Annotated in this window: 18 protein-coding genes; 14 read left to right on the top strand and 4 right to left on the bottom strand. The window is 35.1% G+C overall.

All coding sequences use genetic code 11. From position 1 onward, the window contains the following. The first annotated feature begins 134 nt into the window (after nucleotides 1–134). The 11 genes from paaC to HNV10_RS00195 all read left to right on the top strand — a co-directional run bounded on the left by paaC (nucleotide 135) and on the right by HNV10_RS00195 (nucleotide 12,247). Entirely contained in the window at nucleotides 135–887 is a 753-nt protein-coding gene (gene paaC, locus HNV10_RS00245) for a 1,2-phenylacetyl-CoA epoxidase subunit PaaC (RefSeq protein ID WP_173299329.1), read from the top strand. A 36-nt stretch (nucleotides 888–923) separates the two neighbouring features. After that, nucleotides 924–1,478: a 1,2-phenylacetyl-CoA epoxidase subunit PaaD gene (gene paaD / locus HNV10_RS00240; protein WP_241695435.1), complete on the top strand. Its 555-nt coding sequence runs from the start codon at nucleotides 924–926 to the stop codon at nucleotides 1,476–1,478. A gap of 162 nt (nucleotides 1,479–1,640) precedes the next feature. Further along, a complete protein-coding gene (locus HNV10_RS00235; protein ID WP_173299328.1) occupies nucleotides 1,641–2,420 on the top strand; it encodes an enoyl-CoA hydratase-related protein in 780 nt (259 codons plus the stop codon). 57 nt (nucleotides 2,421–2,477) lie between these two features. Continuing rightward, nucleotides 2,478–3,413, top strand: coding sequence for a threonine ammonia-lyase (locus tag HNV10_RS00230; RefSeq protein WP_173299327.1), 936 nt, complete (start codon nucleotides 2,478–2,480; stop codon nucleotides 3,411–3,413). 93 nt (nucleotides 3,414–3,506) lie between these two features. Next, on the top strand, nucleotides 3,507–4,661 hold the full coding sequence (locus tag HNV10_RS00225) for a 3-hydroxyacyl-CoA dehydrogenase NAD-binding domain-containing protein (RefSeq protein WP_173299326.1): 1,155 nt from the start codon (nucleotides 3,507–3,509) through the stop codon (nucleotides 4,659–4,661). After that, complete coding sequence (locus HNV10_RS00220) at nucleotides 4,662–5,066, top strand: hotdog fold thioesterase (RefSeq protein ID WP_173299325.1); 405 nt, start codon at nucleotides 4,662–4,664, stop codon at nucleotides 5,064–5,066. Between the two features lie 208 nt (nucleotides 5,067–5,274). Then, the gene (pcaF, locus tag HNV10_RS00215; protein WP_173299324.1) at nucleotides 5,275–6,486 is read left to right on the top strand and encodes a 3-oxoadipyl-CoA thiolase; all 1,212 of its coding nucleotides are present in this window, start codon (nucleotides 5,275–5,277) and stop codon (nucleotides 6,484–6,486) included. A gap of 235 nt (nucleotides 6,487–6,721) precedes the next feature. After that, nucleotides 6,722–9,259, top strand: coding sequence for a phenylacetic acid degradation bifunctional protein PaaZ (gene paaZ, locus HNV10_RS00210; protein ID WP_173299323.1), 2,538 nt, complete (start codon nucleotides 6,722–6,724; stop codon nucleotides 9,257–9,259). A 16-nt stretch (nucleotides 9,260–9,275) separates the two neighbouring features. Continuing rightward, nucleotides 9,276–10,781: a serine hydrolase domain-containing protein gene (locus HNV10_RS00205; protein WP_173299322.1), complete on the top strand. Its 1,506-nt coding sequence runs from the start codon at nucleotides 9,276–9,278 to the stop codon at nucleotides 10,779–10,781. Further along, nucleotides 10,778–11,530 carry an enoyl-CoA hydratase/isomerase family protein gene (locus HNV10_RS00200; RefSeq protein WP_173299321.1) on the top strand — a complete coding sequence of 251 codons (753 nt, stop codon included), beginning with the start codon at nucleotides 10,778–10,780 and terminating at the stop codon, nucleotides 11,528–11,530. The genes HNV10_RS00205 and HNV10_RS00200 overlap by 4 nt, the downstream gene beginning before the upstream one ends. A gap of 120 nt (nucleotides 11,531–11,650) precedes the next feature. Continuing rightward, a complete protein-coding gene (locus tag HNV10_RS00195) occupies nucleotides 11,651–12,247 on the top strand; it encodes an acyltransferase (protein WP_173299320.1) in 597 nt (198 codons plus the stop codon). Between the two features lie 112 nt (nucleotides 12,248–12,359). On the opposite strand, the gene HNV10_RS00190 is transcribed toward HNV10_RS00195, so the two are convergent. Further along, the gene (locus HNV10_RS00190; protein ID WP_173299319.1) at nucleotides 12,360–12,836 is read right to left on the bottom strand and encodes an Lrp/AsnC family transcriptional regulator; all 477 of its coding nucleotides are present in this window, start codon (nucleotides 12,834–12,836) and stop codon (nucleotides 12,360–12,362) included. Between the two features lie 194 nt (nucleotides 12,837–13,030). On the opposite strand from HNV10_RS00190, the gene HNV10_RS00185 reads away from it, so the two are divergent. The 3 genes from HNV10_RS00185 to HNV10_RS00175 all read left to right on the top strand — a co-directional run bounded on the left by HNV10_RS00185 (nucleotide 13,031) and on the right by HNV10_RS00175 (nucleotide 17,953). Continuing rightward, nucleotides 13,031–14,314, top strand: a complete 1,284-nt coding sequence (locus tag HNV10_RS00185; protein ID WP_241695434.1) for a dihydrolipoamide acetyltransferase family protein — start codon at nucleotides 13,031–13,033, stop codon at nucleotides 14,312–14,314. An 88-nt stretch (nucleotides 14,315–14,402) separates the two neighbouring features. After that, entirely contained in the window at nucleotides 14,403–15,470 is a 1,068-nt protein-coding gene (locus HNV10_RS00180) for a branched-chain amino acid aminotransferase (RefSeq protein ID WP_173299318.1), read from the top strand. Between the two features lie 395 nt (nucleotides 15,471–15,865). Further along, nucleotides 15,866–17,953, top strand: a complete 2,088-nt coding sequence (locus HNV10_RS00175; RefSeq protein ID WP_173299317.1) for an alpha-ketoacid dehydrogenase subunit alpha/beta — start codon at nucleotides 15,866–15,868, stop codon at nucleotides 17,951–17,953. A 61-nt stretch (nucleotides 17,954–18,014) separates the two neighbouring features. On the opposite strand, the gene HNV10_RS00170 is transcribed toward HNV10_RS00175, so the two are convergent. The 3 genes from HNV10_RS00170 to HNV10_RS00160 all read right to left on the bottom strand — a co-directional run bounded on the left by HNV10_RS00170 (nucleotide 18,015) and on the right by HNV10_RS00160 (nucleotide 20,679). Beyond that, nucleotides 18,015–18,206: a cold-shock protein gene (locus tag HNV10_RS00170; RefSeq protein ID WP_020895249.1), complete on the bottom strand. Its 192-nt coding sequence runs from the start codon at nucleotides 18,204–18,206 to the stop codon at nucleotides 18,015–18,017. Between the two features lie 121 nt (nucleotides 18,207–18,327). After that, nucleotides 18,328–20,004, bottom strand: a complete 1,677-nt coding sequence (locus HNV10_RS00165; RefSeq protein WP_173299316.1) for a SulP family inorganic anion transporter — start codon at nucleotides 20,002–20,004, stop codon at nucleotides 18,328–18,330. Nucleotides 20,005–20,127: 123 nt separating this feature from the next. Then, the gene (locus HNV10_RS00160) at nucleotides 20,128–20,679 is read right to left on the bottom strand and encodes a DUF4136 domain-containing protein (RefSeq protein WP_173299315.1); all 552 of its coding nucleotides are present in this window, start codon (nucleotides 20,677–20,679) and stop codon (nucleotides 20,128–20,130) included. Nucleotides 20,680–20,689: the final 10 nt, after the last annotated feature.

The raw sequence follows: 20,689 nt of genomic DNA, 5'->3' as shown, positions 1-20,689 counted from the left end.
ACATAAATGTCACTCTGAGCTTGTCGAAGAGTTACAAAAGCTATAAATAAAACGTCACTTCGAGTGATTTGTGAGAACGAGCAAATCGTATCGAGAAGTAATTAAAAAGATACCTACTTTCGTGGGCACTGAAGATGAAACAAAACTTATACAATTACATCCTAGGCATCGCAGACAACAGTCTTATGCTCGGTCAAAGATTAGGAGAACTTACAGGTCATGGACCAAGCCTAGAAACAGACATCGCTTGCACAAATATTTCATTAGACTTATTCGGTCAAGTACGCAGCTACTTTCAATATGCTGCAAAAATTGCAGGAGATGAAAGAACAGAAGATGATATTGCAATGCTTCGTAAAGAACGCGATTATAAAAACGTATTACTTGTAGAACAACCTAATACAAATTTTGCCTACACATTAGGACGTCAGTTTTTATTCGATGTTTATCACTTAGCGTTTTTAAAGGAATTACAGAAAAGTGCAGATTTAACCTTATCAGCTATCGCTAATAAGTGTATAAAAGAAGTGAGTTATCACGAACGTTTTTCTTCAGATTGGGTAAAACGTTTAGGAGATGGAACAGAAGAAAGTAAAGCTAAAATGCAAGAAGCTATAAATGATTTGTGGACGTATACAGATGAATTGTTTCATCAAACAGAAGCAGATAAAGCAATGGTTGAAGAAGGAATAGGTGTTGATGTTACCAAATTAAAAGAAGCCTATTATAAAAATGTTAGTGATTTATTGCTAGAGTCTATTTTAGAAGTACCAGAATCTAAATACTTCCAAAAAGGTGGAAAACAAGGCATTCATACAGAACATTTAGGATATTTATTGAGCGATTTACAATACATGCAACGTACCTATCCAAATATGGAATGGTAAAGCCCATCTTAATCTTCCCAAAGGGAAGAAACGATTATGAATAAAGTTAAAGACATACAACATTCGAGTAAGAGTTCTTCCCCTTTGGGGAAGCTAGAAGGGGCTTCAGAAATAAATGTGTCTTTAATTCCAATTCTGGAAAAAGTGTCTGATCCAGAAATCCCAGTATTATCCATCATGGATATGGGAGTTGTACGTTCTGCTGTTATCGAAAATAACATTGTTAAAGTTCAAATTACACCAACCTATAGTGGCTGTCCAGCAATGGATGTCATTGGAGACGATATAAAAGCAGCTTTAAAAAAAGCAGGATACGAATCCGAAATTGATTTGATTTTGCATCCAGCTTGGACAACCGATTGGATTACACCAAGAGGTCGTAAAGCATTAGAAGATTACGGAATTGCAGCACCTTTAAATGCAGAAGCAGATAAAGATGTGCTATTAAATGGAAAACGATTAGTAAAATGTACTAATTGTGGTTCCACAAATACAAGATTAGTAAGTCAGTTTGGTTCCACAGCATGTAAAGCACAATTTCAGTGTGACGATTGCCAAGAACCTTTTGACTATTTTAAATGTTTGAAATGACAACTTGTTGTCATCCTGAACTGATTTCAGGATCTCATCAAAATTAGAAAGTTACGTCAGTTCGAGTGAAATTGCTTTTTTGCAATTTTGTATCGAGAACCTAAATAAAAACAGTGTTTTGTCATTCCTGCGAAGGCAGGAATCCACAATTAAAGAAATTATATGGAAAGCATTCAGCTTAAAATTGAAAACAAAGTAGCGTATATCACGCTAAATAGAACAGAAGTATTTAATAGTTTCAATCGTGAAATGGCATTTTTATTACACGATACATTAGACGCTTGCGAAAAAAACGATGAAGTAAGAGCAATTGTGCTTACAGGAAACGGAAAAGCGTTTTGTGCTGGACAAGATTTAAAAGAAGTTACAGATCCAGATTTAAATCCAGGATTCAAAAAAATATTAGACGAGCATTACAATCCAATCATCACAAGAATTCGTGCTATCAAAAAACCAATTATTGCAGCAGTCAATGGTGTAGCAGCAGGAGCAGGAGCCAATATCGCTTTAGCTTGTGATGTAGTTGTCGCTCACGAAAAAGTAAGCTTCATTCAAGCCTTTAGCTTAATTGGTTTAGTGCCAGATAGTGCGGGAACATTCTTTTTACCAAGACTTATTGGTTTTCAAAAAGCATTAGCACTAGCAATGTTAGGTGATAAAATTGGAGCTGAAGAAGCGGAGAAAATGGGAATGATTTATAAATGTGTTCCAACTGAAGAATTCCAAGAAATAATTAATAAGCTAGCTTTAAAACTAGCAAATATGCCAACCAAAGCATTAGGTTTAATTAAAGAATTATTCAATAAATCCATGACAAACGATTTAGAATCGCAATTAGCTTTAGAATCTAAATTACAAATAGAAGCAGCACAAAGCAAAGATTATGCAGAAGGCGTGGCAGCATTTATAGAAAAACGTCAACCAAAATTCAAAGGGAACTAGATTAACGTTAGTTCGAGTGAAATTGTTTTTTTTAGCAATTTTGTATCGAGAACAAATATGAACAAACAAACTCTCATACAAGCCCACAACCGAATAAAACCATTTATTCACAAAACACCTGTGTTAACATCACAATTATTAGATGAAAAAGCTGGTTGTAATTTGTATTTTAAGTGTGAAAATTTCCAAAAAATGGGAGCCTTTAAAATGCGTGGAGCAGCCAACGCAATTCTATCGCTTTCTCAGGAAGAAAGGAAACGAGGCGTAGTCACACATTCCTCTGGTAATTTTGCGCAAGCAGTTTCATTAGCAGCTAAAAAACTAGGAGTTAAAGCTTATATTGTAATGCCAGAAAATGCACCTCAAGTCAAAAAAGATGGTGTTAGGACGTATGAAGGAGAAATCATAGAATGTGATTCGACACCTCAAGCAAGAGAAGCAACTGCTAATAGCATAAAAGAAGAAAAAGGAGCGACATTTTTACATCCATCAAATCAAGATGAGGTCATTTACGGAAACAGTACAGCAGCAATTGAGTTGTTAGAAGAACAACCAAATTTAGATTTAATTTTAACACCAGTTGGAGGAGGAGGATTAATTGCAGGCACAGCGCTGGCAGCACACTACTTTTCAAACAACTGTAAAGTGATTGGAGGAGAACCTATGGAAGCAGATGATGCTTATCGCTCATTAATTTCAGGTAAAATAGAAACTAACGAGAGTTTTCATACCGTTGCTGATGGATTAAGAACGCATTTAGGTGATCGTAATTTTCCGATTATTCAAAAATATGTGGATAAGATTATTCGTGTTGAAGAAGATGAAATTATAAATGCTATGCAATTAATTTGGGAACGCATGAAGATTATTATTGAACCTTCATGCGCTGTTCCTTTTGCAGCAGTTTTAAAAAACAAAGAAGAATTTAAAAATAAAAACATCGGCATTATTTTGTCTGGCGGTAATGTAGATGTGACAAACCTACCATTTTAGGTTTGTCATCCTGAACTCGTTTCAGGATCTTATAAAAAAGAAACAGTTTTGTCATTCCTGCAAAGGCAGGAATCCACAATAAAAGTAAAAAACATGAACATAGGAATAATAGGTTCAGGAACCATGGGAAGTGGCATCGCGCAAGTCGCAGCAACTTCTGGTTGTACAGTTAAATTATACGATACTAATCAAGCAGCATTGGATAAAGCTAAAGCAAATTTAGAGAAAATTTTAAATCGTCTTATTGAAAAAGGACGAATAGATACTGAAGAAAAAAACAGAATTCAATCTAATATTTCATACGTCGATACTTTAAAGGATCTAGCAGATTCTAACTTAACAATTGAAGCAATAATTGAAAATTTAGAGATTAAAAAGAAAGTTTTTTCAGAATTAGAAAGTTATGTTGCAGACGATTGTATCATCGCTTCAAACACGTCTAGTTTATCCATTGCTTCCATAGCTGCATCATTAGAAAAACCAGAACGCTGCGTCGGAATTCATTTTTTCAATCCAGCACCTTTAATGAAATTAGTGGAAGTTATTCCAGCCATCCAAACCTCAAAAGAAGTTCTTAAAAAGTCAATACAAACGATTTCCGATTGGAAAAAAGTAGTAGCAGTAGCTAAAGACACTCCAGGATTTATAGTAAACAGAGTAGCAAGACCTTTTTATGGCGAATCACTAAGAATTTACGAAGAAGGATTAGCAGATTTCGCAACCATAGATTACAGTTTGAAAAGTTTAGGTGGTTTCAGAATGGGACCATTTGAGTTGATGGACTTTATAGGAAACGATGTCAATTACACAGTAACCGAAACCGTATTTACCGCTTTTTATTTCGACCCAAGATACAAGCCAAGCTTTACACAGAAACGATTAAGTGAAGCAGGATATTTAGGACGAAAATCAGGAAAAGGTTATTACGATTATTCTGAAGGAGCAGTAAAACCAGAACCAACAAAAGATGCAGTATTATCTAAAACTATTTTCAACAGAGTTTTAGTCATGCTAATCAACGAAGCAGCAGATGCACTATTCTTAAATATTGCTTCAGCAGAAGACATAGATAATGCTATGACCAAAGGTGTCAACTATCCTAAAGGATTATTGGCTTGGGCAGACGAGAAAGGTATCGATTGGTGTGTGTCTAAATTAGACGAATTATATAACGAATACCATGAAGATAGATACCGTTGTAGTCCTTTATTACGTAGAATGAACAGAGAAAATAAAACCTTTTTTTAAATGAAAGGCGAAGCTATTCCACAAAAAATGCTTTCCCAAGATGCGTATAGCACGTGGCTAGGAATAGAAATTCTAGAATGCGAAATTGGTAGATGTAAAGTTGCGATGACTGTAAGAAAAGAAATGCTAAACAGTATGGGTAAAGCACATGGAGGTATTAGCTATTCCTTAGCGGATACAGCATTCGGATTTGCAGCAAATACACATGGTAAATATGCAGTATCAATAGAAACAAGCATTAACCATATTGAGGCTTTAGAAGAAGGTGATTATTTAACCGCAGAATCTGTTATAGAAAACGTAAAAAATAAATTAGGCTTCAATATTATTAAAGTAAAAAGAGGAGATGAATTAGTAGCGCTTTTTAAAGGTGTTGTTTATAGAACTCAAAAAGATTGGAACTAATTCCTGCGAAGGCAGGAATCTCTTAGTTAAAAGAAAATAAACTTAGGCTAAGGAAAAACATAACAAGTAAGTGCGTTAGGGATTGAGGCATTTGTTGAAGCTCTTTTTTGTTTTTCTCAAAAAAAGCGACTGCCGAAAGCCCGACCTTTAGGTAACGCCAAAAAGAATAGTAATAATTAAAAGATACCTGCTTTCGCAGGCATTTAAGATGAAAGAAGCATACATAATAGACGGAATTAGAACACCAATAGGAAACTACAAAGGCACATTATCTGCAGTTAGAACAGACGATTTAGGCGCATTAGTAATTCAAGAAATTGTAAAACGTAACCCAAACATTCCAAAAGAAGCATACGACGATGTGATAATGGGTTGTGCAAATCAAGCAGGAGAAGACAATCGTAATATAGCGCGTATGTCTTCACTTTTAGCAGGATTACCATTTACAGTTCCTGGAGAAACCGTAAACCGATTATGCAGTTCAGGACTATCTGCAATTATTCACGCAAACAGAGCCATAAAAGCTGGCGATGGAGATGTGTTTATTTCTGGCGGAGTAGAAAACATGACACGCGGACCATACGTCATGGCAAAACCATCATCCGCATTTGGAGGCGATTCTAAAATGTATGATTCTACTTTCGGATGGCGATTTATAAATCCGAAAATGCAAGAAATGTATGGTACAGACGGCATGGGAATGACTGCAGAAAACTTAGTGGAAAAATATAAGATCTCTCGTGAAGACCAAGATAAATTTGCACTTTGGAGTCAACAAAAGGCAACCAAAGCACAGGAAAATGGTCGCTTAGCAAAAGAAATAGTCACTGTAGAAATTCCACAACGTAAAAAAGATCCAGTACAATTTTCAAAAGATGAATTTGTAAAACCAACTACCTCGTTAGAAGTTTTAGGAAAACTAAGAGCAGCCTTTAAAAAAGAAGGCGGAAGCGTAACCGCAGGAAATTCTTCAGGATTAAACGATGGAGCAGCAGCAACTATCATAGCATCCGAAGATGCAGTAAAAAAATACAATCTTAACCCATTGGCAAGAATAGTAAGCTCTGCAGTGGTTGGTGTCGAGCCAAGAATCATGGGAATTGGACCTGTACAAGCCTCAAATAAAGCACTGGAAAAAGCAGGTTTAACCATGGATGATATAGATATTATCGAGCTTAACGAAGCTTTTGCAGCACAAGCATTGGCTTGCATTCGTGCTTGGGGATTGGAAGATAACGACCCAAGAATTAATCCAAACGGAGGAGCAATAGCAATTGGCCATCCGCTTGGTGTAACAGGAGCAAGAGTTGCATATTCAGCAGCTTTAGAATTACACGAGCAAAATAAAAAATATGCATTAGTTACCATGTGTATTGGTGTTGGACAAGGTTATGCAGCAATTATTGAAAGAGTAGAATAAAGAAATTAGAAAATAGGCGATTCAGTTATAGGTTTTAGACTCAAAATAGCTGATAGTCACCGTTGAAATGCAGAATAAAAAAATGAAATCGTTTAAAATTTTTGAATCCTTGGAAAAAATTTAGATTTCATTTTGAGGTTTTAAAACTGTGGAACAAGTTTTAAAAATTCCTCATTTCAACTTGAATTTTTGGTTCGTTTTGTTTCAAGACAAAATGAACATAAAGAAGAAATAAATGAAAAAAGTAGAACACTACGTCCAAGGACAATGGACAACAGGAAAAGAAGAAGGAACACCAATCTTAGATGCAGTAACAGGTGAAGCATTCACTAGCGTTGCAATAGAAGGATTAGACGTTCCTGAAATTTTAAACTACGGACGAGCAAAAGGAGGAGAAGTACTTCGTAAAATGACCTTTCAAGAGCGTGGAAACATGCTTAAAAAACTAGCATTATATCTTACAAAAAGAAAAGATGCGTTTTACGATTTAAGCTACAGAACTGGAGCAACCAAAGTAGACAGTTGGATAGATATTGAAGGTGGTTTTGGGAACTTATTTGCTAATGCGTCGTTACGAAAATTGTTTCCAAATCAACCCTATCACGTTGAAGGTGATGCTATCGATTTATCTCGTGGAGGACGCTTTATGGCGCATCATATTATGGTGCCTAAAAAAGGCGTTGCAGTACACATCAACGCATTTAACTTCCCAGTTTGGGGAATGTTAGAAAAATGTGCGGTAAACTGGATGGCAGGAGTTCCTGCTGTGGTGTTACCTGCACCTTCATCATCGTATTTAGCAGAAGCCGTTGCAAGAACCATTATAGATTCTGGAATATTGCCAGAAGGGGCATTACAAATCATAAACGGAACGGTTAAAACTATTCTAGACACCGTAGAATCTCAAGATGTAGTGACTTTTACAGGTTCTGCACAAACTGGACGATTACTAAAAGCGCATCCAAGATTAATTCAAGAATCTGTGCCTTTTACTATGGAAGCCGATTCTTTAAATGCTTCCATTTTAGGAGAAGATGCGGTTCCTGGAACACTAGAATTCGACTTGTTTATTAAAGAAGTTAGAAAAGAAATGACGGTTAAAGCTGGACAAAAATGTACAGCCATTAGACGAATCATTGTTCCTGAGAAATTAGTAGACGATGTGCAAACTGCATTAGCAAAACAGCTTGATAGAGTAACTATTGGAGACCCAAGATTGAAAGAAGTTAGAATGGGTTCTTTAGTCAGTCATCAACAAGTACAAGCAGTTCGAGATTCGGTCAACGATTTGTCAAAAGAAGCACAAATTGTGTATGGTAATTTAGACGAAATTAATACCATTGGAGCAGATGCCAAAAAAGGTGCATTTATTAGTCCGATTTTATTACGAGCAGATAATCCATTTCAAAATACAGTCATTCACGAACGTGAAGCTTTCGGACCAGTAAGTACCATAATGCCTTATAAAAACTTAGATGAAGCCATTACTTTAGCACAAATGGGTAAAGGCTCATTGGTATCTTCTATCGCGACTAACGATGATACAATTGCCAAAGATTATGTGATAAATGCGGCAAGTCATCATGGTAGAATTTTAGTTTTAAATAGAGAAAGTGCCAAGCAAAGTACAGGTCATGGTTCGCCATTACCATATTTAGTACATGGTGGTCCAGGTCGTGCTGGTGGAGGCGAAGAAATGGGAGGCATGCGTGGAATTAAGCATTATTTACAACGTACAGCCATTCAAGGTTCGCCAACTACGATTACCGAAATTACTGGAATTTATCAACAAAATGCGAAATACAAAGAAGCAGAAAAGCATCCGTTTCAATACCATTGGGAAGATATTCAACCAGGAATGTCGCTAAAAACCCACAAACGTACGCTTACTGATAATGACATTCAGAATTTTGCCAATTTAACTTGGGACCATTTTTATGCGCATACTGATATTACTTCGTTAGATGGCAGTATTTTCGAAAAGAGAACAGCGCATGGATATTTTATTATTTCTGCAGCAGCAGGATTGTTTGTGTATCCAAATAAAGGACCTGTAGCAGCTAATTATGGTTTAGATAGTATCCGTTTTTTACGACCATTATATCATAACGATACCATTTATGTACGTTTAACCTGTAAAGAAAAAGTAGATAGAGATGTTTCTTCTGCAGAACACCCAAGTGGTATTGTAAAATGGCATGTTGAGGTTTTTGATGCTAATTTTGAAAACCGTCCAGAAAGTCAGAAAACTGAAAAAGATAGTCCGTTAGTAGCTGTTGCAACCATTTTAACGATGGTAGAAAAAAAGCAAGAAACTTTTATTGAAATGACAGAAGAAAAAATTGACGAATGTCTTTCTAATTTAAAAGCAGATGCTAAACCTAAATGGGGAATCATGACGCCACAACATATGATTGAACATTTAGAATACACCTATAAAATTGCTTCTGGAGAAATTCAAGATTTTGAGATTGCAACACCTTCAACTATTTTAGAGAAAGTGCATCATAGTTTATATAATTATAGAAAGTTTCCTGAAAACTCTCAATTCCCACATTTAGAAAAAGATACGTTAGAAGATTTAAAACATGTAGATTTAGAAACAGCAATCGAAAAATTTAAAGAGCAACGCAAGAAGTATCTAGAATTTTATAAAGAAAATCCAGAGGTTAGATTAAAGAATTTAGTTTTCGGAGAATTGAATAAATATGAAGCGTATCTTTTAGAACGAAAGCATCTGAATCATCATTTCGAGCAGTTCGAGTTAATTTAAAAAATCATTTAGAAATATGAAATTAATTCAATTCATTATCATTAGTATTTTAGTTTTCAGCTGTAACAATTCAAAAGAAACGGCGGAAAAGATTGAAATTTCCGAGGATAAAACTTTTAGCAAATTAACTTCATTAATAGATGGGTACGCTAAAAATACGTTGCAAAAAGGGAACATAAATTCAATTGCATTAGCGGTTTATAAAGATGGTGAAACTTATCAGAATTATTATGGCGAAATAGAAAATGGAAAAAAAAATATACCTAGTGATAGTTCGCTTTATGAAATAGCATCTATTACCAAAACTTTCACAGGTGCCTTAGCTTCTAAAGCTGTGCTGTCTGGTGTAATTAGTTTAGACGATGACATCCGCAAGTATTTGGGTGACGACTATAAGAATTTAGAATTTGAAGGTCAACCAATAACAATTAAACATTTACTGACTCACAGTTTAGGTCTAGAAAGTAAAACAACAAAAGGTTTACAAACTTATTACAACCAATTAAAAAACGGTGAAGAAAATGCGGAGTATACGATTCAAGATTTATTAGAAGATTTAAAAAATGTTGAGGTCGTAAACAAGCCAGGAACTAAGTTTATGTATAATAATATTGGGCCTGAAATTTTGGCTTATATTTTAGAAAAGGTAAATAAAAAGTCTTTTAAGACTCAAATAAAAGATTTACTTTCTGAGATTGGAATGAACAACACATTTTTAAACGAATCAGAAAAATTTAAAGCCAATTTAGTTAAAGGAAATCGTGATGGTAAACCTGCAATGACTGATTATTGTCCATTATATGGTGCAGCTGGTGGTGCAATTTCAACTTTGCCAGACATGGCAAAATATATGCAATATCTTATTGAAAGTAAAAATAAACCTTGGGTAAATGAAGTATCACGTTCATTATTTGAAGACAAAGAAGACGATGAAAATATTGGTTACTTGTGGCAAAATATTGGTGTTGGAGAAGAAGAAGGTTACTATTATTCAAAAACTGGTACAAGTAAAGGTATACAAAGTGGTTTGTTAATTTGTCCTGATTCCGATTACGGAATTGTAGTAATTATCAACAATGTGTCAGACGCTGCTTTTAATGATTGGGCAAATTTGTTTTTTACCGAAATTGAAGCAGATTTAATAAAATACCCTAAACTTAATTTAGCTTCAAAATTGAAACAGACTTTTTTAAGAAATTCTGAAAATGCTTTTAAAGAATTTAGAGAGTTGAAAACAGATACTGCAAAGTATTTCATAAATTTAAGAAGCTTGAATAATTATGGATATCAATTGCTGAATGAAAATAAACAAAAAAAAGCGGTTGACTTTTTTATGCATCTTACAAAAGAGTATCCTGAAAATGCTAATTTTTATGATAGTTTAGGTGAAGCCTATTTTATAACTGAAGATTATAATAATGCGTTAAACAGCTACAAAAAATCTTTAGTTTTAGATCCTAAAAACGAAAACGCTAAAAAATATATTAATAAAATTGAGGAGTTAATTTTAGAAAAATCATGACAAAACCATACGTAAAACAAGAAATAAAAAACGAAGTAGGATACATAGAATTTTTTCATCCTGCTCATAATTCATTACCTGGAGATGTTTTAGCAGAATTAGCACAAACAATAACAGATGCAGGAACTAATGATGCTATAAAAGTAATCGTCCTTAAAAGTGGAGGAGACAGAACCTTTTGCGCAGGAGCAAGCTTCGAAGAACTCATAAACATCAACGATGCAGCAACAGGAAAAGTATTCTTTTCGGGTTTTGCTAATGTGATAAATGCCATGCGTAAATGTCCAAAATTCATCATTGGACGTGTACAAGGAAAAACCGTTGGAGGTGGTGTAGGTTTAGCAGCTGCAACCGACTATTGTATGGCAACTAAATTTGCAGCCATTAAGCTTAGTGAGCTAAATATTGGTATTGGGCCATTTGTAGTTGGACCAGCAATAGAGCGCAAAATGGGATTAAGTGCTATGTCGCAAATCGCCATAGATGCAAACACATTTTATTCACCAGAATTTGCAAAACAAAAAGGATTATACACACATGTTTTTGATACAACAGAAGAATTAGACGAGGCTGTAAAACAAACAGCAGAGCATTTATGTACCTATAATACTGAAGCTATGTTAGAAATGAAAAAAGTATTTTGGCAAGGTACAGACCATTGGGATACTTTGTTAGCAGAACGCGCAGCAACTAGTGGACGATTAGTGTTAAGTGATTTTACAAAAGAGAAATTAAAAACATATAAATAAAAAAGCCCATCCTAACCTTTCCAGAGGGAAGGAACTAATTCACGAAAAAATGAGTAAGAATATAACAGTAAGAACACATAAGTGTTTTTTCCCTCTGGGGAAATTAAAAGGGGCTGCTTTATGATTTACAGTTTTAATGGCTACATACCAGTAGTACACCAATCCAGTTTTGTACATCCCTTAGCAGCTGTAACTGGAAATGTTATTATTGGAAAAAATTGTTACATAGGTCCTGGAGCTGCAATTCGTGGTGATTGGGGACAAATTATTTTAGAAGATGGCGTCAACGTACAAGAAAATTGTACCATTCACATGTTTCCAGGAAAATCGATTACACTTAAAGAAAGTGCACATGTTGGTCATGGAGCTATTATTCATGGTGCTAATCTTGGCAAAAACTGTCTTATAGGAATGAATACTGTAATTATGGATGATGCCGAAATTGGTGATGAATGTATCGTTGGAGCTATGTCATTTGTAAAAGCCGAAACAAAGATTCCATATCGAAGTTTAGTAGTTGGTAATCCGGCTAAAATCATCCGTGGTGTTACCGATGAAATGATTGCATGGAAAACAAAAGGCACACAGCTGTATCAGCAATTACCAGCAGACTGCCATGAAACTTTAAAAGAAGTGGAACCACTTCGTGAAGTTCCAGAAAACATGAAAGTTCAAGATAAAGTTTATCAGACATTACGTGAAACTTTTGAAAAATGATGTTATGTAGATTGTCCCCTTGAGGGGACTTTAGGGGTGTTTTAAGAACTAGTTTAAAGAATCCGAAAAGACAGATTGCCATGGCTAGAAAAACGTTTCGCAATAACGTCACTCACAACACACGACTCAAATCTATCTCATTAGTCTCTTTACTCGTCGATAAAGCAATCAAACTCTGAACATTACCCAAATAAGGCAACAATGTCAATTTAGAAATGATAAAAGTTTCATATGCTTCAATATCTTCAACCACCAATTTCAATAAATAATCAAAGTTTCCGCTGACGCGATGGCATTCTATAACTTCAGGAAAGTTGTTAATTTCCTTTACAAATTTTTCCAAATAACTTCGGGTATGCCCTTGCAAGGTAATTCCTATAAAAACAGTCAGTTTTAGACCGATTTTTTTATTATTTAATACAGCTACATAGTTCTCTATATAGCCTTCTTTTTCCAATTTTTTAATGCGTTCAAATATTGGTGATGTTGTCATTCCGAGTTCTTCAGCAATACTCTTTGTTGTTCGGTTACTGTTTTTTTGAAGTATAGCTAATAATTGTGTGTCTATTTTATCGAGTGTATGTGGCATAAGAAAAATAATTTTTTTCGTATATCAAATATATTAAATAATAGATGATTTTTCTTTTTTAATTGTTTTTAAAAGGAAATTTTGCTGTTTAAATTTATGTATTAAGATTTTATCAATTGAAAACATTCATATTAATTATCTTTAATTCTTTAAAATTAAAAATTTTGACGAAGTTTGAATTAAGAATGCCCAAAATGGGCGAAAGTATAACAGAAGGGACTATTATCAATTGGTTAGTAGCTGAAGGAGATGTATTTGACGAAGGCGATATTATCCTCGAAGTAGCTACAGACAAAGTAGATAATGAAGTGCCTGCACCAGCATCTGGTACATTGATAAAAACATTGTTTCAAGCTAAAGATGTTGTTCCTGTTGGAGAAGTTATCGCAATTCTTGAAATTTCAGAAGAAGTAAAATCTTCAGTTAAGAAACCTGTCATTTTAAATGAAAAATCAATTCCGAAGAAAAAAGCTCAAAAACCTAATTCAAGATTAAACCTTTCTCAAAAAGAAGAAGTCAACAGTATTTCTTCCCCTTTGGGGAAGTCAGAAGGGGCTCTTTTCTTTTCACCATTAATCATCAAAATAGCAAAAGAACATCATATCAGTTTTGAAGAATTAGCAAGAATTCCAGCATCAGGAAACGAAGGTAGATTACGAAAAAGTGACGTGTTTCAATATATAGAAGATGGTCGACCATATAAATTTGCACAACCTGTAGTTAAAGACCCAACAGCGTATCGTATTCCGCAATTGCAATTCGATAAAGGCAAAGGAAAGGTTATTGAAATGGACCGTATGCGCCAAATGATTGCAGACCATATGGTGTATTCAAAACACACATCGCCTCACGTTACAGCTTATGTTGAAGCCGATTTAACCAATATGGTTAATTGGAGAAATGCCAATAAAAATGCATTTCAAGAAAAGTACGGTGAACGTTTAACCTTCACACCATTATTTATAGAAGCAGTCGCAAAAGCAGTTAAAGATTTCCCGAATATAAACGCATCAGTTGATGGTAATAACATCATCGTAAAAAAAGATATAAATATTGGTATGGCAACGGCTTTACCAAGTGGAAACTTAATAGTTCCGGTAGTGAAAAATGCTGATACTAAGGATTTAAAAACATTAGCTGAAAACGTAAATGAACTTGCAGGAAAAGCAAGAGAAAACAAATTAGCAGGTGACGATATTAAGGGAAGCACCTTCACAATTTCAAACGTAGGAACTTTTGGCAGTGTTATGGGAACACCAATCATCAACCAACCAGAAGTTGCCATTTTAGCTTTAGGAATAATTAAAAAACGACCAGAAGTTATTACTACTGAAAAAGGAGATGAAATTGCAATTAGAAGTATGATGTATTTATCATTATCATTCGATCATCGTGTTGTAGATGGCTTTTTAGGAGGCAGTTTTGTCCGCAAAGTGGCTGACTATTTTGAGAAATTTGATGTGAACCGAAAAATATAAATCGTTTTGTCATTCCAGCGAAGGCAGGAATCCATAATAAAAAATTAAGTTTAATTAATGAGATACCCACTTTCGTGGGCATAAGATTATGAAACACAACATTTCAATAACCAAAGTAACCGAATCCAAAGTCAAAAACATAGACTTCAACAACATACCATTAGGCACAACCTTCACAGACCACATGTTTATTTGCGATTATAATAATGGAGTTTGGGAAAATCCAAGAATAGAACCTATGGGAATGATACCTACACATCCTGCGGCCATGGCCTTGCATTATGGACAAGCCATTTTCGAAGGGATGAAAGCCACTGTAGATACCAATGGAAACCCAATGCTATTTAGACCATCAAAAAATGCATCTCGATTAAATTTTAGTGCTGATAGAATGGGAATGCCATCTTTTCCCGAAGATTTATTTGTAGAAGGTTTAAAACAATTAGTCGATTTAGAACGAAATTGGATTCCACCAACAGACGGAAGCGCCTTATATTTAAGACCGTTCATGTATGCAGACGAAGCGTTTATAGGTATGCGAGCAGCAACACATTTTAAGTTTATAATTATGGCGTCGCCAGCAGGACCATTTTTTAGTAAACCAATAAAATTATGGGCAGAAAACAAATATATACGTGCAGCTTCAGGTGGAACAGGAGAAGCTAAAGCCGCAGGAAACTATGCTGCAGCCATTCGTCCAACAGAATTAGCAAAAGCTAAAGGTTACGACCAAGTATTGTGGTTAGATGCTGTTGAGCATAATTATATTCAAGAAGTTGGCACCATGAATATCTTCTTTAAAATCAATGGAAAATTCATCACGCCAAAACGCGATGGTTCTATTTTAGATGGCATCACCCGAATGAGTGTTATCGATATTTTAAGAGATAAAGGATTCGAGGTGACAGAAAGAGCAATTACCATTCAAGAAATACGAGATGCTTCAATAGATGGTACTTTAGAGGAAGCCTTCGGAACTGGAACAGCCGTTGGTATTGCTTATATTCAAGAAATTGCCATGGGAGAAAAAACCATTCATGTTTCAGATAAACATCCTGTTGGATTAGAGGTGAATAACACTCTTAACGCCATAAAAACAGGTAAGATTGAAGATAAATTTAATTGGATGGTTAAAGTAGAGAACGAATTAGTTTAAAATAATTTGGGCGTTACCACAAGGGTCGCGCTTTCCGTTATATCTTTTTTGCTTTTAATGGCAAAAAAGGATGCCACATCAATCGCTAACGCAGAAGTAACGGTCCAACAGAAAATAACGTCACTTCGAGCGATTTGTGAAGCATGAGCAAATTGTATTGAGAAGCTAATCAAAAAGTTCTCGATACAAAATTGCAGAAAAGGCAATTTCACTCGAACTGACGTAGAGTTGTCATACAGAGCAAAGGGAAAAATCTCTGTGAAACTCTTAGTAATAATAAAATTTAAGTTTGTCATTCCTGCGAAGGCAGGAATCCAAAATATTAGAGAATTTTAAAAATAGATTCCTGCCTACGCAGGAATGACAAAAAATAACCGCTTTTACGGTCAACATAGATGAAAAAAGAAACACTAAAAAAAGGATTTTCAAAACTCTGTACAGCAAAAGCTATGACAGAATTATACGAAGCTAATTTTAAGCAAGTTTCAAAATATGTTCACGCAACATCTCGAGGACACGAAGCCATTCAAATTGCATTAGGATTGCAATTATTGCCTCAAGATTATGCCTTTCCATATTACAGAGATGACGCCATGTTATTGTCTTTCGGTTTAGAGCCATACGATTTAATGTTGCAATTATTAGCCAAAAAAGACGATCTGTTTTCTGGTGGAAGAACCTATTATTCGCATCCAAGTTTAAAGGATGATGATAAACCCAAAATCCCACATCAATCCTCAGCAACAGGTATGCAAGCCATTCCAGCAACAGGTGTTGCAATGGGACTGCAATATTTAGAAAAGCAAGGTTTGAAAAATCCAGTTACGAGTAATCAGGATGTGGCTTCCTTCCCTTTGGGAAGGACTGAGGATGGGCTTGTAGTTTGTAGTTTAGGTGACGCCTCAGTAACCGAAGGAGAAATAGCAGAGGCTTTCCAAATGGCAGCTTTAAAGCAAATGCCTATTTTATATTTAATACAAGATAACGGTTGGGATATTTCGGCTAATGAAGCCGAAACTAGAGCCCAAAATGCAGCAGAATATGCGGCAGGATTTCATGGTTTAGAAGCTATTTCCATCGATGGTGCAAACTTCACTGAAAGCTATGAAGCATTAGAAAAAGTAATAAAGACTATACGTGAAGAGCGAAGACCGTTTTTGGTTCATGCCAAAGTACCGTTATTAAATCACCACACGTCTGGAGTAAGAATGGAGTGGTATCGCGACGATTTGGATGAAGCACGTTCGCGCGATCCTTACCCTGTTTTAAAACAACAATTATTAGACGTAGGATTTTCAGAACAAGAAGTTGAAAACATAGAAAGTTCTGCAAAAGCAAAAGTACAATCCGATTTTGAAAAGGCTTTAAAAGCCGAAGATCCAAAACCTGAAGATTTATTTACAAACGATTTTGTGCCAACACCAATTACCGAAGAAAAAGGAACGCGCTCGCCAGAAGGAGCCGAAAAAGTGGTAATGGTAGATTGTGCTTTATTCGCCGTAGAGGAGCTGATGAAAAAGCATAAAGAATGTTTGCTTTATGGACAAGATGTTGGTGGACGATTAGGCGGTGTGTTTAGAGAAGCAGCAACGTTAGCTCAAAAATTTGGAGACGATCGCGTGTTTAACACACCAATTCAAGAAGCCTTTATTGTTGGTTCTACAGTTGGTATGAGTGCCGTGGGATTAAAACCCATTGTTGAGGTTCAGTTTGCCGATTATATTTGGCCAGGATTAAATCAATTATTTACAGAAGTCAGTAGAAGTTGCTATCTAAGTAATGGAAAATGGCCAGTAAGTATGATTCTTCGAGTTCCAATTGGAGCCTATGGAAGTGGAGGACCATATCATTCATCTTCAGTCGAATCTGTAATTACAAATATCCGTGGAGTCAAAATAGCGTATCCAAGCAATGGAGCTGATTTAAAAGGTTTAATGAAAGCTGCTTATTACGATCCCAATCCGGTTGTCATTTTAGAACACAAAGGCTTGTATTGGTCTAAAGTAAAAGGAACGCAAGGCTCAACGTCTGTTGAGCCAAGTGAAGACTATATATTACCTTTTGGTAAAGCATGGGTTTTACAAGAAATCTGGAAACAAGATGATGTTGAAACTATGACCATTGTCACTTATGGAATGGGTGTGCATTGGGCAATGAATGCTTCAGAAGAATTAGGAATGCAAGACCAAATTGAAGTGATTGATTTACGAACTTTATTTCCTTTAGATGAAGATTCGATAATGAAATCTGTCAAGAAAACAGGTAAGTGTCTAGTGGTAACTGAAGAACCTTCGAATAATAGTTTTGCAAGAGCGTTAGCAGGAAAAATTCAAGAAGAATGCTTTAAATACTTGGATGCACCAGTTATGACGATTGGTAGTGAGAATATGCCAGCGATTCCATTAAATTCAATCTTAGAAGAAACCATGATTCCTTCAACAGAAAAGGTGAAAGCTAAAATAGAACAGTTAATTAATTATTAGTCATAAAAAAAGCCTATCCAAAAGATAGGCTTTATTCTTAAAAAGATTGTAAGGTATATACTTATATAACTTTTACATTTACTGCATTTAATCCCTTTTTTCCTTCTGCTAAATCGAATTCTACATTGTCTCCTTCTCTAATCTCATCGACTAAACCAGAAATGTGTACAAAATGCTCTTTGTTGTTTCCTTCTTCTGTTATGAATCCAAAACCTTTAGAGTCATTAAAAAATTTTACTGTACCAGTACTCATATTAAAATATATTAAATTAAGTGTCAAAGGTAGTCTAATTAGTTGAAAGTCAATTATTTTAATAAGCTTAATTTAAAACTTTGAGGTAAAGACCTAATCCTTAGGATATATAAGCGTAAAATTACATGTTATATTCAGATAAAGGCTTAGTGAATTTTTCTGGATCTGCGGCTAAATGATATCGAGGGTCATCAATAGCCTCAATAATTACCTCTTCAAATTTTGGATTAGCTTTTCTTAAAAGTATTTTACAGTCCTCACTAAGATGCTTCAATTTAATAGATTTTCCTTCAGCTTCATATTTTTCAACTAAATTAAAAATAGCTTCTAAGGCAGAATGGTCGCCAACACGAGATTCAACAAAATCTATTTCAACATTCTGAGGGTCGTTTTTAACATCGAATTTTGAATTGAAATTCTGAATAGAACCAAAAAACAAAGGTCCCCAAATTTCATACGTTTTTGTACCATCAGCTTGAATACGTTTTCGTGCTCTAATCATAGTAGCGTTTTTCCAAGCAAATACCAATGCAGAAATAATAACTCCAGCTATAACAGCGACAGCTAAATCTTTCCAAACAGTAATTGCAGAAACCGCTATTAAAACTATAGCATCCGATAATGGTATTTTTCTAATAATTCTAAAGCTACTCCATGCAAATGTCCCAATAACAACCATAAACATTACACCGACTAATGCAGCGATTGGAATTTGTTCTATTAAAGGTGCACCAAACAAAACAAAACAGAGTAATGCAATGGCTGCTATAGCACCAGATAAACGTCCACGTCCACCAGAATCTACATTGATTATGGATTGACCAATCATGGCGCAACCTCCCATTCCTCCAAACAATCCATTAAGCATATTGGCACCACCTTGTGCAATACATTCTCGGTTTCCATTTCCTCTAGTTTCTGTCATGTCATCAATCAAATTTAATGTCATTAATGACTCAATTAGACCAACAGCTGCTAAAATGAATGCTGTAGAAATAATTATATCCCAATGCCCAGCTAATGTGCCAAATAAACTAAATATTTGATCTTGAAAAGTTGGTAAACCTCCTTCTAACCCTTTTCCACCACCTTCAGCGATAAATGAACCAACAGTACTTACTTCTATACCACCAAATATAGTAATACATGCTACCACAACTATTGCAACTAATGCCGCTGGAATCTTTTTAGTAAGTTTAGGTAAACCATACATTATACCCATTGTTAAGGCTATGAATCCAATCATTTTCCAAAACGTTGTATTAGAAAACAATGCCGAAAACCATTCGGAAGTATTGTTTAAAACGGAAATATCTTTTGGAACTGCATTTGGAAATAACCCTAATTGTGAAAGGAAAATCACTATTGCAAGACCATTTACAAATCCCATCATAACAGGATGCGGTATTAAACGAACAAATTTTCCTAGTTTAAAAACACCTGCCAAAATTTGAATAGCACCAACAAATAGTAATGTGATAAATAGCCATTGGAGACCTAGGTTTTCAATTGGTGTTTCTAATCCTAAGCCAACTTCATTTCCTTTTTGTATAAGGTGTACCATAACCACAGCCATAGCTCCTGTTGCACCAGAAATCATACCTGGTCGTCCACCAAAAAGAGCAGTTACAATGCCCATCATAAAAGCACCATACAATCCAACTAATGGGTCAACACCTGCAACAAAAGCAAATGCTACTGCTTCTGGCACTAATGCTAAAGCTACAGTTAATCCTGAAAGAATATCGTTCTTAGGGTTTTGGGTAAAGTTATTTTTGGTTGTTTGGCCTAGTATCATAATAATTGTACTTAAAAGTCGGCAAAGATATATTATTTAGATTTAAAGCCTAATCAAATAGTATAGGAAATAGAAAAGCACTAGTTTAACCACTAGTGCTTTGAAATTATATTAAGGTGCTTATTATTTTACTCCTGGAGGAAATTGCATCAACATCTTCGATACAAATTCTTTGATACGCGCTTCTTTCTTTTCTATATTTCTCATTTCAAGATTTCCAGTTCCAGATCCTTGCCAAATTAATTCTTTTTTGTCAGCATTTATTAAGTCGATATACAAAACGCCTTCAGTTGAAGTTGATACTTGGTTATTGTTCCAACCAGTACGCCAGCCCCAACCACCATAACCTCCCCAACCCCAAGCTCCATAGCCCCAAGCATTGTTGTAAACATCTACGCGTTGGTTAGATTTGGTGAATATGCTTACAAGCATATCTGGATTTTCGGATTTGGTGTAACCTTTAGCCATTAATTCTGCCTCAATAGCTCTTAGTATTCGTCTTTTATCAATATCATTTATTTCTGCCTTATCAATTCCAGGTTTAAAGAACGCGAAGGTTTTGTAATTGTCAAAATTTGTTTCTCTGTCGTAATCTGCCGCAACTCTAACTGAGCTACAAGATGATAATATTACTAGTAAAAGTAATATTGGAGTAAATTTGAGTAGTTTGTTCATAATGGTTTTG

The organism is Winogradskyella litoriviva, assembly GCF_013249065.1.
Classification (GTDB): Bacteria; Bacteroidota; Bacteroidia; order Flavobacteriales; family Flavobacteriaceae; genus Winogradskyella; species Winogradskyella litoriviva.
Note: the sequence above shows the minus strand (reverse complement) of the source record. Positions and strands in the feature narration are given on the sequence as shown.

Bases quoted from the DNA above. Each gene is read 5' to 3' on its own strand.
- HNV10_RS00170 (WP_020895249.1), bottom strand. From the start codon at position 18,206: ATGAGTACTGGTACAGTAAAATTTTTTAATGACTCTAAAGGTTTTGGA.
- HNV10_RS00160 (WP_173299315.1), bottom strand. From the start codon at position 20,679: ATGAACAAACTACTCAAATTTACTCCAATATTACTTTTACTAGTAATA.
- HNV10_RS00185 (WP_241695434.1), top strand. From the start codon at position 13,031: ATGGGCGAAAGTATAACAGAAGGGACTATTATCAATTGGTTAGTAGCT.
- HNV10_RS00205 (WP_173299322.1), top strand. From the start codon at position 9,276: ATGAAATTAATTCAATTCATTATCATTAGTATTTTAGTTTTCAGCTGT.
- HNV10_RS00230 (WP_173299327.1), top strand. From the start codon at position 2,478: ATGAACAAACAAACTCTCATACAAGCCCACAACCGAATAAAACCATTT.
- HNV10_RS00225 (WP_173299326.1), top strand. From the start codon at position 3,507: ATGAACATAGGAATAATAGGTTCAGGAACCATGGGAAGTGGCATCGCG.
- HNV10_RS00195 (WP_173299320.1), top strand. From the start codon at position 11,651: ATGATTTACAGTTTTAATGGCTACATACCAGTAGTACACCAATCCAGT.
- paaD (WP_241695435.1), top strand. From the start codon at position 924: ATGAATAAAGTTAAAGACATACAACATTCGAGTAAGAGTTCTTCCCCT.
- HNV10_RS00180 (WP_173299318.1), top strand. From the start codon at position 14,403: ATGAAACACAACATTTCAATAACCAAAGTAACCGAATCCAAAGTCAAA.
- paaZ (WP_173299323.1), top strand. From the start codon at position 6,722: ATGAAAAAAGTAGAACACTACGTCCAAGGACAATGGACAACAGGAAAA.
- pcaF (WP_173299324.1), top strand. From the start codon at position 5,275: ATGAAAGAAGCATACATAATAGACGGAATTAGAACACCAATAGGAAAC.
- HNV10_RS00235 (WP_173299328.1), top strand. From the start codon at position 1,641: ATGGAAAGCATTCAGCTTAAAATTGAAAACAAAGTAGCGTATATCACG.
- HNV10_RS00175 (WP_173299317.1), top strand. From the start codon at position 15,866: ATGAAAAAAGAAACACTAAAAAAAGGATTTTCAAAACTCTGTACAGCA.
- HNV10_RS00220 (WP_173299325.1), top strand. From the start codon at position 4,662: ATGAAAGGCGAAGCTATTCCACAAAAAATGCTTTCCCAAGATGCGTAT.
- HNV10_RS00165 (WP_173299316.1), bottom strand. From the start codon at position 20,004: ATGATACTAGGCCAAACAACCAAAAATAACTTTACCCAAAACCCTAAG.
- HNV10_RS00200 (WP_173299321.1), top strand. From the start codon at position 10,778: ATGACAAAACCATACGTAAAACAAGAAATAAAAAACGAAGTAGGATAC.
- paaC (WP_173299329.1), top strand. From the start codon at position 135: ATGAAACAAAACTTATACAATTACATCCTAGGCATCGCAGACAACAGT.
- HNV10_RS00190 (WP_173299319.1), bottom strand. From the start codon at position 12,836: ATGCCACATACACTCGATAAAATAGACACACAATTATTAGCTATACTT.